15 protein-coding genes are annotated in these 12,736 nt (G+C 46.7%); 10 read left to right on the forward strand and 5 right to left on the reverse strand.

The genetic code is table 11. The features are described from left to right. Positions 1-192: 192 nt before the first annotated feature. Positions 193-1,239: an aliphatic sulfonate ABC transporter substrate-binding protein gene (locus tag QUB70_RS03290; protein WP_332978305.1), complete on the reverse strand. Its 1,047-nt coding sequence runs from the start codon at positions 1,237-1,239 to the stop codon at positions 193-195. A 357-nt stretch (positions 1,240-1,596) separates the two neighbouring features. Continuing rightward, positions 1,597-3,174: an adenylate/guanylate cyclase domain-containing protein gene (locus QUB70_RS03295; protein WP_332978306.1), complete on the reverse strand. Its 1,578-nt coding sequence runs from the start codon at positions 3,172-3,174 to the stop codon at positions 1,597-1,599. A gap of 87 nt (positions 3,175-3,261) precedes the next feature. Between QUB70_RS03295 and QUB70_RS03300 the strand changes: the two genes are divergently transcribed. The 9 genes from QUB70_RS03300 (at position 3,262) to QUB70_RS03340 (ending at position 9,824) form a co-directional block, all read left to right on the forward strand. Beyond that, entirely contained in the window at positions 3,262-3,522 is a 261-nt protein-coding gene (locus tag QUB70_RS03300) for a hypothetical protein (protein WP_332978307.1), read from the forward strand. A gap of 294 nt (positions 3,523-3,816) precedes the next feature. Beyond that, complete coding sequence (locus tag QUB70_RS03305) at positions 3,817-4,647, forward strand: prepilin peptidase (RefSeq protein WP_332978308.1); 831 nt, start codon at positions 3,817-3,819, stop codon at positions 4,645-4,647. A gap of 59 nt (positions 4,648-4,706) precedes the next feature. Next, positions 4,707-4,928 (forward strand): hypothetical protein, encoded by a 222-nt coding sequence (locus tag QUB70_RS03310; RefSeq protein WP_332978309.1) that lies wholly within the window; start codon positions 4,707-4,709, stop codon positions 4,926-4,928. A 206-nt stretch (positions 4,929-5,134) separates the two neighbouring features. Continuing rightward, positions 5,135-6,085 (forward strand): acetyl-CoA carboxylase, carboxyltransferase subunit beta, encoded by a 951-nt coding sequence (gene accD / locus QUB70_RS03315; RefSeq protein WP_332978311.1) that lies wholly within the window; start codon positions 5,135-5,137, stop codon positions 6,083-6,085. A gap of 380 nt (positions 6,086-6,465) precedes the next feature. Beyond that, positions 6,466-6,657 (forward strand): translation initiation factor IF-2, encoded by a 192-nt coding sequence (locus tag QUB70_RS03320; RefSeq protein WP_332978312.1) that lies wholly within the window; start codon positions 6,466-6,468, stop codon positions 6,655-6,657. Between the two features lie 145 nt (positions 6,658-6,802). Next, positions 6,803-7,291 carry a photosystem II cytochrome c-550 gene (gene psbV, locus QUB70_RS03325; protein WP_332978313.1) on the forward strand — a complete coding sequence of 163 codons (489 nt, stop codon included), beginning with the start codon at positions 6,803-6,805 and terminating at the stop codon, positions 7,289-7,291. A gap of 154 nt (positions 7,292-7,445) precedes the next feature. Next, positions 7,446-7,946: a photosystem II cytochrome PsbV2 gene (gene psbV2, locus QUB70_RS03330; RefSeq protein ID WP_332978314.1), complete on the forward strand. Its 501-nt coding sequence runs from the start codon at positions 7,446-7,448 to the stop codon at positions 7,944-7,946. 121 nt (positions 7,947-8,067) lie between these two features. Then, positions 8,068-8,406 carry a cytochrome c6 PetJ gene (gene petJ, locus QUB70_RS03335; RefSeq protein WP_332978315.1) on the forward strand — a complete coding sequence of 113 codons (339 nt, stop codon included), beginning with the start codon at positions 8,068-8,070 and terminating at the stop codon, positions 8,404-8,406. 398 nt (positions 8,407-8,804) lie between these two features. Continuing rightward, positions 8,805-9,824 carry a CHAD domain-containing protein gene (locus QUB70_RS03340; protein ID WP_332978316.1) on the forward strand — a complete coding sequence of 340 codons (1,020 nt, stop codon included), beginning with the start codon at positions 8,805-8,807 and terminating at the stop codon, positions 9,822-9,824. A gap of 34 nt (positions 9,825-9,858) precedes the next feature. Here the strand turns inward: QUB70_RS03340 and QUB70_RS03345 are convergent, their stop codons facing one another. Both QUB70_RS03345 and QUB70_RS03350 read right to left on the reverse strand, forming a co-directional pair. After that, positions 9,859-10,035 (reverse strand): hypothetical protein, encoded by a 177-nt coding sequence (locus QUB70_RS03345; RefSeq protein WP_332978317.1) that lies wholly within the window; start codon positions 10,033-10,035, stop codon positions 9,859-9,861. A 186-nt stretch (positions 10,036-10,221) separates the two neighbouring features. Then, entirely contained in the window at positions 10,222-10,719 is a 498-nt protein-coding gene (locus tag QUB70_RS03350; protein WP_332978318.1) for a 2TM domain-containing protein, read from the reverse strand. 35 nt (positions 10,720-10,754) lie between these two features. On the opposite strand from QUB70_RS03350, the gene QUB70_RS03355 reads away from it, so the two are divergent. Continuing rightward, positions 10,755-10,934 (forward strand): hypothetical protein, encoded by a 180-nt coding sequence (locus QUB70_RS03355; protein ID WP_332978320.1) that lies wholly within the window; start codon positions 10,755-10,757, stop codon positions 10,932-10,934. 113 nt (positions 10,935-11,047) lie between these two features. Here the strand turns inward: QUB70_RS03355 and QUB70_RS03360 are convergent, their stop codons facing one another. After that, on the reverse strand, positions 11,048-12,622 hold the full coding sequence (locus QUB70_RS03360; protein ID WP_332978322.1) for an outer membrane protein assembly factor BamB family protein: 1,575 nt from the start codon (positions 12,620-12,622) through the stop codon (positions 11,048-11,050). Positions 12,623-12,736: the final 114 nt, after the last annotated feature.

Below are 12,736 nucleotides of genomic sequence, written 5' to 3' on the forward strand. Positions count from 1 at the left end.
ATGTTCAACAGCTTACCTCACCTACTACATAAGCACAATTAAGAGGGCTAAAGCCCAACTACGTACCTCACTCGTTTTTAAATGTTCAACAGCTTACCTCACCTACTACATAAGCACAATTAAGAGGGCTAAAGCCCAACTACGTACCTCACTCGTTTGAGAATCGCTATATCCAAAGCAGATGTTTTTTACTTAGGATTTGGCAATCTTTGCTACATATTGCGGATCGATTAAATCGTTAACTACTGTAGTCACGTCAACGGAATCTTTGATTACGCCACTTTTTTTCAAGACATCTCCAGCAGCACTAATAACGGTTTTTTGTTCGTCACCAATTGATGAGTTTGAGAGATCGGTTCGCTCCTCTAATTGTTTAGTTGCTACCGCTTCTGTCAACTTCGATGCTTTAATTACCACTTGCTTGAGTTCGCTAGGATTCGCGATCGCCCATTTCCGTGCTTTCTCATAGGCGGTTAGCACTTGACTAACTTGTTCGGGATATTGTTTGGCAAATGCCTCGCGGACATTCAAAAAGCCTTGACTAATTAGTTTGGGATCGCGGAAGAAAAGTTTCGAGCCTTTTTCTACTTCTGTCTGTGCCATAAATGGATCGAGACCAGCCCAGGCATCGACATCGCCTTTCTCAAGGGCAGCTTTACCGTCAGCGTGGGGCAAAGGCACAATTTCCACATCTTTGGCAGTCAAACCGACTCGATCCAAGGCACGCAACAAGAAAATAAACGGATCTGTTCCGCGCGTTGCTGCAACTTTCTTGCCTTTTAGATCGGTGACTTTTTGAATGGAAGAATTCGCCGTAGTTACTAATGCTGTCCATTCGGGTTTGGAGTAAACATAAATAGATTTGATGGGATTGCCATTGGCTTTTGCAATCAGTGCGGAAGCACCAGAAGTAGAGCCAAAGTCAATGCTGCTGCCATTGAGAAACTCTAATGCCTTGTTACTACCTTGACTGAGCACCCATTCGACTTTGATATTGGTTTTGGCTAAGTCTTCCTCCAGCCAGCCTTTTTCTTTGAGTACGAGACTGACAGGATTGTAGTAGGCATAATCTAAACGTACTACTGTAGGAACTGCTGTAGGAGATGAGCCGGGAGATGCTGCTGTAGTGTTAGTTCCAGGAGAGGAAGAATTACAGGCATTGACTAATAGCGATAGAAACAGCCCAGAAATAAAAAATAGCAGTAACCTACGTCTGGCAATGGCAAACCATTTGCTCATGATTCGTCTCCTCAACTCCTTGGTGAATGTCTCGCTTAATTAGGACTTACGCAGTTTATACCATAAATCTATCGATTTACCGTAGTATACCTGAATTTTATCTTACAGCAAGGCACACTCAAGATCAATAGACCTCTTGCAAAAATCCTTTTAATCAAATTCTGGAACGGGCTCTGGGGCCCATTCCACAAGAAAAAAAATTTTGTGGGATGGGCCGGAGAGCCCGTCCTAGTTATTTTTGCAAGAGGTCTAATGTTTTAAGATTTTGGGGTACGATCGCGCCGCATAATAATGCGGTAATGGTTTGTCATGCTCTCAATTGACCAGTAGTATGCAATTATTACCCCGCAAAGTTATTTAAACGCCCCCTTTTCCCTTCTCCCCTTTTGCGCCTTGCAAAGCAAAAATCGGAGTTTGAGCAGATTTCCCCTTCAGAGCAACAGATCCCAAAGCCTTGCAAATGAAGTGCGGCTCGATCGCCTCAAACACCCTTTCACCAATCAAAATTTGGTTTTCCCCCGCCTTGCTCATCAACCGCGCAGCCGTATTCACCGTATCGCCGAGGATATTAAACTCCCTGCGCCCTCGCGGTTCCCCAACCTCAGCAGCAAACACCGGCCCCAGGGACAACCCAATTTGACAGCTTACTTTTACTTCTTCACCCGCAATAATTACCAGAGGCAAACCTGCAATGATATCTCGGATCGCAATCGCCGCACTAGCAGCGCGGCTGGCGTCATCCGTGTGAGCGTCGGGCACGCCAAAATAAATCAGCATATCCGAACCGTCTAAGTGCGCCGTTACTTTTTGCAACACGCCTCCTTTAGCTGAGACTACAGCATCGATCGACGCAAACACCCGAGAATAACCCACTACCAGATTGACTTCTTCCTGGGGCGAAGCTTTCTCCACAGACTCCGGTAAACCTATCAAGTTGACAAACATCACCGTCGGTTCGGGAAAATCCGGCGGTATTTTTCGCCTGTCTGCATTTTCCACCAGCAGTCTCAGGATAGTTTTGGGAATATAACTAGCAAGGGGTTCAAGCCGATTCACAGCTTCCCCGATTTCTTTTACCAAGCCCGCAACGCTGCGATCGAGCAATACCGAACTCGGCATCCGCCGCCGAGTCAAAGTGATATCATACTCTCCGAGTCGATCGTCCGTTAAATCGTCCGCCACCAACAAATAACCCGGTTTCCCGGGTTCAAAACGAAATTCCTCTCCCAAAGACAAACTAGCAGCTTCAGTCAAACACACCCGCCCCACAGTCCCAGAACCCTCAGCCTGCTTGGCTTGCTGAACTGAATGCCCCAGCAGTACGTGAGCCATCCGCAGCGGCGTACCGATGTCAGCACTAATATAGCGGCCGCAGTGGATGCCCACCCGCATCCTCAAAGACAAAACACCCCGCGCCGTTTCAATATTGGCAAATTCATCCATCGCCCGCTGCATCCGCAAACCCGCCCGCACCGCCCTCGCTGTATCCTCTTGGTAAACTCCTGACAGAAACTGCACCAGCATCGCATCTCCGGTAAACTCCAGCAAATCCCCGCCCGATTTGCTAACAATTTCAATCATCGAGGCAAAATAGTCGTTAATCACGCCCAGCAGGCTTTCAGCTCCCTTGCGCCCCTGGGTTGCATTCGCTTCCAACAGCGACGTAAACCCTGCCAAATCCGTGAACAGCAAGGTGCCTGTTTGCCACTGGTAGCGCACCTCGCCCGGGTTGGGCGGAGATTCGGACACGGGCCTGGGCACGTAGTCGTGGAGGATGTAGCGCAGAGTTCGCAGGTGATCGAAAACTCCCATTAGCGTTGCGGGGGAGGGATCTACCCACGCAGCAGCGTACAGTTGGGCCGAAAGGAGCGATCGCAGCCGCAGTTCGATCGCAGCCAAGGGAGGGTTGTAGGTTAATCTATTAATAATTTCCACCTAGTCTATTCTTAAAAAATAGGGTAAGTTCTATCGATCGAGAGGCAACACCAATAGCTCGACCAATACCATTATGATAAGTTTCCCGTGACTCCATACCAGCCAAACCCAGAACCCACTATAGAAACTTCCGAAAGTCACAGCTTGCTAGCTCCCGATTTGATCCGAGCTGCTCGATCGGCCTATGGTATGTATCTGAAAGTGCATTCCGAGCAGATCCAGCGTCCGGCGGGTGTAGTTGTCAGTCAAGGAAGCGATCGAGGGCAGCTAATTTTTGCTTCGCAGCCGATTTTATTGCCTGGTGAACGTTTTGTTACTTTTGACGAAATTGAATCTCAAATGTATTAATTGACAGTTGGCAGTTGGCAGTTGGCAGTTGACAGTTGGCAGTTGGCAGTTGACAGTTGATAGATAGTTAGAAATTGGGAATTGGTGATTGATGATTGATAATTAGTGATTTATCATTGGCAACGGCTTAAAAATCGCAACCACATCGCAATTGCCAAAGAAATTTGGTAGTCAGGGATTGAATTCTCATCCAAATCAGCAGGCTCGCATTTCTCACTACAAAAATGATTGGTAATTGACGGCACAAACTAACAACTGACAACTAATAAATCAGAACAGACAACAGACAACTTAATGGAAATTATCTTTAATTGCCTTGTCACGGCGATCGTCTTTGTTATCGGCTCGGCTATTGGCAGCTTTCTCAATGTGGTAATCTATCGGTTGCCTGCGGGTTTGTCGGTGATCCACCCTCCTTCTCGCTGTCCCAAATGTTTAAATCAACTCAGAAATTACGAAAATATACCCGTTTTCGGTTGGCTGTGGCTGCGGGGACGCTGCAATTACTGCCGCAGTCGGATTTCTGCCCGCTATCCGCTGGTGGAAGCAGCTACGGGTTTGCTGTTTTTGCTAATCTTCTGGCGGTTTGGCGTAACAGTGCAAACTCTTGGTTTTTGGGCTTTGTTTAGCTGGCTGTTGGCTTTGTCTTTGATTGATTGCGATACAATGACTTTGCCTAATTCTTTAACTCGATCGGGTTTGGTGGTCGGATTGGTTTTCCAAGTGGCTAAAGGTTGGTGGCCGACATTTAGTCCGATCGACTCGGTACACTATCTGGTACTCGACGGGATCGCGGGGGCAGTTGTCGGGTTGTGGCTGTTTGACGCGATCGGGTTCGCCGGGACGATCGGCTTGGGGCAGAATGCTATGGGCGCCGGAGATACCAAATTGGCCGCCTTGATGGGGGCTTGGCTGGGCTGGAAATACTTGCTGCTAGCCGGATTCATCGCCTGTGTAGCTGGGGCTTTTGCCGGTGGCGGGGCGATCGCCATCGGGTTGCTCGATCGGCGTCAACCTATGCCTTTTGGCCCGTTTCTGGCTCTCGGTGCAGCAATTACTGCTCTGTGGGGCGAAGCCATCTTATCTACTTACTTGCAGTTGTTTTTCCCGAATTTTAGTTTCTGATCGGCAGGTAGTCTAGCGATCGAACATAACATTGTCTCAAAAATTGGTAAAATTGTTCCGTGTCTTGGATTACACTTACAACTACTAGCTTTCGTTGGGAAGCCGAATTGATGCAGCAAATCCTCGCTGCTCATCAAATCCCAGCTCGGATTGTTGACTTGGGCGTAGCATCTTATCTGGGAGCGGGCAGTGCTACAGCCCTGCAAGTTCTTCCAGAACACCAGCGAACAGCATCGCTCCTCATCAGTCCAGTTGAAGATGAGCCAGAATCGGGTGATTAGTCATTAGTCATCAGTCATCAGTCATCAGTCATCAGTCATCAGTCATTAGTCATCAGTCATCAGTCATTAGTCATTAGTCATTAGTCACTAAACAACTAGCAATTGACAACTAGCAATTGACAACTAGCAACTGACAACTAACAACTAACAATTGCTAATTACCAATTCCCAATTCCCAATTTCCAATTACCAATTACCAAGTTTTAATGTCTCTATTTGATTGGTTTGCAAATCGACGAAAATCAGTACCGAACTCCCAAGAACGGCCGGAACGAGAAATTGCCGACGGACTTTGGAATAAATGCGAAGCTTGCGATGCCCTGAGTTATACCAAAGACCTGCGAGCAAATCAAATGGTTTGCTTGGAATGCGGGCATCATATCAGAGTTTACAGCGACGATCGCATCGAGCAGTTGATCGATCCCAATACCTGGATGCCCATTAACGAAGGACTGCACGCCACCGATCCCCTGAAATTTCGCGATCGAAAAAAATATAGCGATCGGCTCCGAGAATTTCAAGAAAAAACAGGCCACCTAGACGCCGTAGAAACAGGCATCGGCCAACTCGAAAATTTGCCAGTCGCCCTCGGAGTCATGGAATTTCAGTTCATCGGCGGCAGCATGGGCTCAGTAGTCGGAGAAAAACTGACTCGCCTCATCGAACACGCCACGCGGGAACGCTTGTCAGTTATCATTGTCTGCGCTTCTGGCGGTGCGAGAATGCAAGAAGGAATGCTCAGCTTGATGCAAATGGCTAAAATTTCCGGGGCTCTGGAACGCCACCGGGAAGCGAGACTGCTTTACATCCCGATTTTGACCCACCCGACGACCGGCGGCGTCACCGCCAGTTTTGCCATGCTGGGAGACATTATAATTGCAGAGCCAAAAGCTACTGTAGCCTTTACGGGCGGCCGGGTAATCGAGCAAACTCTGCGGGAAAAGCTGCCGGAAAATTATCAAACTTCCGAATACTCCTTCGCCCACGGTTTTGTAGACTTGATCGTACCCCGGACTCAATTAAAGAAAACTCTCGCTGGGCTCATCAGCCTCCACCAGCCCCAGCCTTTCTTGGCAGGCTCGGAATTTCCCGCCCTCGAAGCCAGCGACAACCACGCTTTGCCCCCGCAGACTCACGCTTTCAAGCTTGCTCCCTAAGCTGCTGCGCCGGATGATTGTCTGTTGGTGAGTCTGGGGCACAGAGGGAAATTTCTGAGGAATTGCGAAAAACCCGGGTTCTACCAAAAATATTTAGTTTGGTAACGAGACGTTAACGCTGACACCGGGTTTTGAACCCCGCCCGCGCAATTCCTATTGGTAATAACGACGCAGCAGTGGGATGATATTGATCGGAAGTTGATTGGCCCCTCTGTTTGGCTGGGCAAAAATGCCTAGTAGCAGTTAGCGGTTAGTTAGGTTGCGATCGAACAAAATCTCAGAACAAACTAACAGAACAAGCTAACAGCGCTTTGTGAAATTGTCCGGCTTTCAGTTAATAGCCGTCAACTGAATTTTGACCTGTCAGCGACCTAAAAATTATGGGTTTTGCAGACCTGTCCATCGCAGAAATAGCAGAGGACTTCAACGTCCCTGTTGAAGACGTGATCCGCTTGTGCGACGAGTTGGAAATTGCCTACAAGCACCCTCAAACCCGTTTGGCTTTGGAGGATGTTAAGGCAATTATGTCCGCTCTCGAAAAAAGGCGCGACTCAACACTTCTTGCAGATTAGATCGCAAAATTCCTCTACCTTTAAAGGTATGGCTGCACAAACTTGCGCCAGTTGTCGCACAAGGAGGGAATTTTGAACATAAATCTGTTTGCCAGCTACGATCTCTTAGCGTTCAATAATTTGCCGGATTTTTTTAAGGAGAACCATGCTTAAAAGATATTTCATTGCTCTGACCGCTGTATTCTTGACATTTCAGTTCTTTGTCAGCAGTGCGATGGCTGTCGAACTGAGTCCTGAACTTCGCACTGTGACTTTGAATGACAAGGGTGCTCCGGTGGTGCTGAGCCTCAAACAAGTTCAGCAAGGCAAACGCCTGTTCAACTCGGCTTGCGCTCAATGTCACGCTGCGGGAATGACGAAAACTGACCCGAACCTGAATTTGAGCCCGGAAACTCTGGCTTTGGCCAACCCGCCCCGCAATAATATTGAGTCGCTGGTGGACTTTATGAAAAATCCCACTACTTATGACGGGTTTGAGGAAATTTCGGAAGTGCATCCGAGCATGAAGAGTGCGGATATTTTTGCTGAGATGAGAAATCTCTCGGATGAGGATTTGTACGCGATTGCCGGTCACATTATGTTGCAGCCGAAAATTATCTCCAAGCAGTGGGCTGGCGGTAAAGGCGCTCGCTAATCGATTTTAGATTTTAGATTTTAGATTTTGGATTTTGGATTGGGAGGGGGCTGGGGTTTGGCAAAGATTGCTAGCTGGTCGTTTTTCGCTCTAAAATCTGAAATCTAAAATTTACCTCCTGCTCATTGATTATCGCAAAAGGTTGTAGTCCCTCATGCTGCGTCGTGGTGCTTTTGTCTGCTTTCTGTTGGGGATGTTAATTATTTTGCCGCTCCTGTTGTTGGCTCCTCAACCTGTTTTGGCTGCTGCCGATTCTTATGTGACTCGCTATTTAAAAGTCAGCGAACCTGTAGCACTGGAATTGGACGCTCAGGGACACACTCGGTTATTTTCCGCTGAGGATTTTTCCGCAGGTAAGCGGTTGTTCGAGCAAAACTGCCTCAACTGTCATGTCGGGGGATCGACTTTGCCCGATCCGACTGTATCTTTGTCTTTGACTGCTCTGAAGGGAGCAACGCCTCCCCGCACCAACATCAATAGTTTGGTGGCGTATCTGAGAAAACCGATGACTTATGACGGTAGTGAGGAAACTTTTTGGTGCCGCCAAGTGCCGGAAAGTTGGATGCAGCAGGCCGAGATCGAAAATTTGGCGGCTTTTGCGATCCGGGCAGCCCAGAAAGCTCCGGGCTGGGGCGTGGAGAATTTTGAGAGTTGAACTGCTCAAAAAAGTGGTAAATTACTCGGGAGAATGCGATGCGACTGCGCGATCGCGCCTGTTTCACCAGGTAAAATATCTAAAGAATCACCCTTTGAGTGTCCATTAGAGGAGAACTGTGTTGAAAAGACTCTTATCGATCGCCCTATTAGCGTTCGCAATTTTGACTGTCGGCTTTGGCCGCCCTGCTTTGGCAGGAGATGCCGCTAAAGGAGCTAAACTCTTTAGCGCCAACTGTGCTGCTTGTCACATCGGTGGCGGCAACGTGGTTATGGCCATGAAAACCTTGAAATCGGCTGCTCTTGAGAAGTACGGCATGAATTCTCTGGAAGCTATTACCACTCAGGTAACAAAGGGCAAAAATGCTATGCCTGCTTTCGCTGGCCGCTTGAAGCCCGAACAAATTGAGGATGTAGCAACCTACGTGCTCGAACAATCTGCGAAAGACTGGAAAGGCTAAATTGCCTCTTTGAAGTCGGACAAGCTGGGGTTGATTTAGTTTAAAACTTGTCCTCCCGACGATCGCACCCTCTCTCACCCTTTGGCGAATAAATATCGGTTTGCAGCGATCTTAACCTGTTTGGGAAAGCGCGCCAGAAATCTGATTTTTATTTGCTTGCAGGGCGAGGGAGGGACATTTTATTTTAGATTTGAGATTTGAGATTTTGGATTGAAGAATTGAATAATTGAAGGATTGCTAAATGCTGACTTTGTATAAATTGTCAAGCGCCTTATATTAAGATTTATGTTTGGGGCAGAGTCATAAAATTGCGTTGTGTGCTAGGATGTAAACCCTTTACTAGCAAAGCATTGAAATCAAAATTAAAGTCGATCGGGGATTTGAAATCTACACCTGCCATGAACGTAAAAACATCAGCAAAAGTTAAAACTCAAGTTAAGACTCTCGGAGACGCAGCATCAGGGGCGATCGAAAAATATTTTCGCAAAACTGTAGAGCACGAGGCTGAAGTTATCAAAGACAAAGACGCGGAAGAACTTCATCAAATGCGCGTGGGATTGAGGCGTTTGCGATCGGCTGTAACGGGTTTTGCTCCGGTTTTAGATTGGCCAAAAGAGGCTTCTGAACGTAAAATTGGTAAGGTGGGACGAATTCTGGGAACGCTCAGAGATTTGGATGTGATGCTCGAAAGTCTCCAAAACCGATATTACCCAAATTTGCCGGCGGATGAACAGGAAGTGTTGGATGAAGCTTTGTTAACTTTGCTCAAACAGCGACGCCGCGCTTTGAAGGGAGTGAGGGCGATTTTAGAACACAAAACCTACGAATTGCTGAAGAAGTCGATCGAGGAGTGGTTGGACAAACCGAAGTTTCGGGCGATCGAACATTTGCCAATTGCTGAGGTTTTGCCGGATTTACTGTTACCTCAAGTCAGCGAGTTTTTCCTGCATCCGGCTTGGCTGCTGGGTACGGAATATGAGGATGGCAAAGTTAAAGTTGCTGATGATTTGAATGAGTCTGCTGTGGAAGAGAAGTTAGCAGCGGAGGGAACTATGCTGCACGATTTGCGGAAGCAAGCGAAGCGGGTTCGCTATTTGATGAATCTGTTTGGGGATTTTTACGGCGAGACTTACGAAGTTTATGTAGAAGATGTGAAAGCTGTTCAGGAATGTTTGGGCGATATTCAAGATTGTGAAGTTCTAGGGGAATTTCTGACAGATTTTGTCGATCGCGATCTGAAAAAAGAGTTGCCGAAGTTGGCTGGTTTGTTGGCAGAAAATCGCTATGCAGCTTGGCAAAAATGGCAGGTTTTGCAGCGCAGGTATTTGAATTCGGAAATTCGGCAAGGTTTTCGATCGGCATTAATTCATCCTGCGGTTGAAGATGCTGCTAAGGGAGATGCGCCGCAGCAAAATTAGGTTTTTTGGGTGCAGAAAGTACGCGCGTGCGTAGCTATCCCGTAGGGAATCGACTGCGGGGACTAGAAGCCGCACACGGCAATTCCGTATCCCTACAAATATGACCTACAATCACAGGCGATCGCACTTTACTTAAGCAAGGGCGATCGCTCTTGGGATAGGCTAAAGAAAAAACCTTAACAATTACTCTGTTCAGTAAGCTGTTACGCATTTAAACCACTAACTAGGCCTGTAGGGTGCGTCAGCTAGAACACTTACGCTTACAAAGGAAACGAGAAAGGGCTGACGCACCCTACAATACTATTTTAAATGCGTAACAGCTTAACCAGTTAAAATCCGAATTACTTCACCAGTATGAAGTAAAAGAAAGGGCGATCGCGTTTTTTACCATAGCAAATCACGACTGCAACCACTTCATAAACTTATCCGCCGCCGTACCAAGAGACTCACCGACTTGTTTCTTCAAACGCCACCGCCCAAACGCTTGTTCGTAATCTTCCCCTTCAGTTTGATACACATTCCAAGCATTCAGCGACAATCCCAATCCCCACGTTAGTAAAATGAAAAGCGACCAAGAAAGCTCGTGCGATCCTGCTAGATTAAACAAAACTAAAAAAGTATTGATAATGCCGTACTTTGTCACATTTTTCTGCAATTTGCGACGGCGGTAAGTGTTAAAAACCAGTTTTTCTTGAAATTCTCCTCTAGTTGCTAACCATTGCTGTTCCGCCGCCACAATATCCTGTTCGGAAATGCCCAATTCCGCCGCAATCTCGAAAAGCTGCACTCTGGATAATTCCCCTTCATCCTGTCGGCGCGCGATCGCAATTTGCAGAATACCTTGAGCATCCTCTGAACCGTAAATTTGACTTATTTGACTTTCATTTGTCGCCATATAACAAGTTTCCTATAATTCCTGACATCCTTTCTATGATAGAGATAACCGCAGTTAAACGGCAGGTGGTGGCATTGGCGGATTTCAACACCCGGAAACTGGGCACGGGCAAGATGCCCGTTCCACAAGATAATTTATTTATTGTGGAACAGGCATCTTGCCTGTTCCTGATTTGTTGTGGAACAGGCATCTTGCCTGTTTCTGATTTGTTGTGAAACAGGCATCTTGCCTGTTCCTGATTTGTTGTGAAACAGGCATCTTGCCTGTTCCTGATTTGTTGTGAAACAGGCATCTTGCCTGTTCCTCAAAGATGTGCAAAATACCAATTTTAACCCAAAGTATACATCCAGCCATCCCTCGCGCAAATCCTCACAATTCCGTCCCAAACTACAGGCGTCGCCTCAAATGACAAACCTGGTTTAAATCTCCCAGATTCTTTTACTTTCAAACGGTAAAACTCGCCTTTAGCATTTCTCAAAGCTTTCTCATCCCCTGACTTTGCTCGTTCCCAATTCAAATTGAACAAATAAACACCGTTGTATCCCGCACTGATAAGTTTATTTCCATCGGTAAAAATCGGAGTCGAGATTGAAGAACCAATCGCTTTTTTAAATACTATTACCGGAGTATCGTAAGACTGGTTACGCCAAGGTACAGCAATTTTTTTACCTGTAATCATATCTTGGGAACCGATGTACAAATTGCCGTCGATCGCATTTGTGGCAAACAGCGCCGGAAACTCCCCTGGATTGTACTCATCATTCAACGCCACCGAGCCGATTATCCCGCCTTCCCAGCCAGAAACTCGGCGGTTTCCGGTAGGCAAAAACCATTCGACGCTGGCATTCGGTTCCTTGTTTGGATTCAGCTTCAGCACGCCGCCGTTGCCCTGTATGTACTGTTTTTCAATAGCACAAAACAGTTTTCCCGATTTAGAAATTACAGCAGTTCCGTCCAAATCTGAACCCGTATAAAAATCCCACACTATCTTTTTACTTTCAATACTAATACCGTAAATATGACCGGAACCAGCAGCTATAAATATTCTATCTTTGAGCCTCGATGGCGATGATTCCGCTACCAAGTTTCCGCCGTGCTTGCCGATATCTCCTGCTGCATAAAGCTGTACTTCCGACAATATTTGCGGTTGCTTGATTCCTTGTTTAACTTTGGCTTTGCTGGCAGAACTATTGAGAAAATAACCGATCGCATTTTCCCCCGCATTGAACAACACGCCACCGCCGAGGTCCAAAGCGCTGCTATCGTTATCCCGGCTGTAGCTGGGCGTTCTCCTGATGTCCAATTTCCAAAGTTCCTTGCCAGTTCTAAAAGATATTGCCCTAAAACTCGGCACAACATTTTTGCCACCACCGCCGCTGCGGCTGCCTTGCAAAATAACAATTCTGTTTTCGGCGCTGGCTTTTTCATCGATATAGATTGTTGATGAGCCTTTAATTATATCATCAAATTTATAGCGCCAAACTTCTTTATTCGTAGCAATATCTATTTTTCGCAAATTGTGGTCGAAAGAACCTATAATTAAATAAGTTTCCCCCCGGTCTCTGGTAATTGTTGGCTGTCCAGTCCAACCCGCGCCGCTCCAAACTACAGACCTCCTTCCCAGAAAAGTCCGTCCGCTTCCTAGCTCAAATTTGTTGATTAATTTCAAGCTTTTCGGAACACCTCTGCCGTAGAAACGGCGCTTGTCGTTACCTAAAAATGTCGGGACTAATAATTCTATTTCTGGCTCTGCTTTTGCTAAAACTTGGTTAATATTAGTTTGGGTAAAAGGTCGATCGGACGATTCAGCTTGGCACTGTTTGAGAACAGTAGGAGGAACCGCCGCACTCAGCAAAAATTGTCCGAGCCGTTGATTGAAGGTTCTCCGAGATGATAAACTCATGTTAGATAGAGATAATCAGCCCTTATATTAAAACATAATTATCAGCAACAACTCAATTAAAACATCTCGCGCTAAACTGCTAGAGAAGTGACAAGCTTACTCTGTACGAGTTAA

It is taken from the genome of Microcoleus sp. A003_D6 (assembly GCF_036702825.1).
Taxonomy (GTDB): Bacteria; Cyanobacteriota; Cyanobacteriia; order Cyanobacteriales; family Microcoleaceae; genus Microcoleus.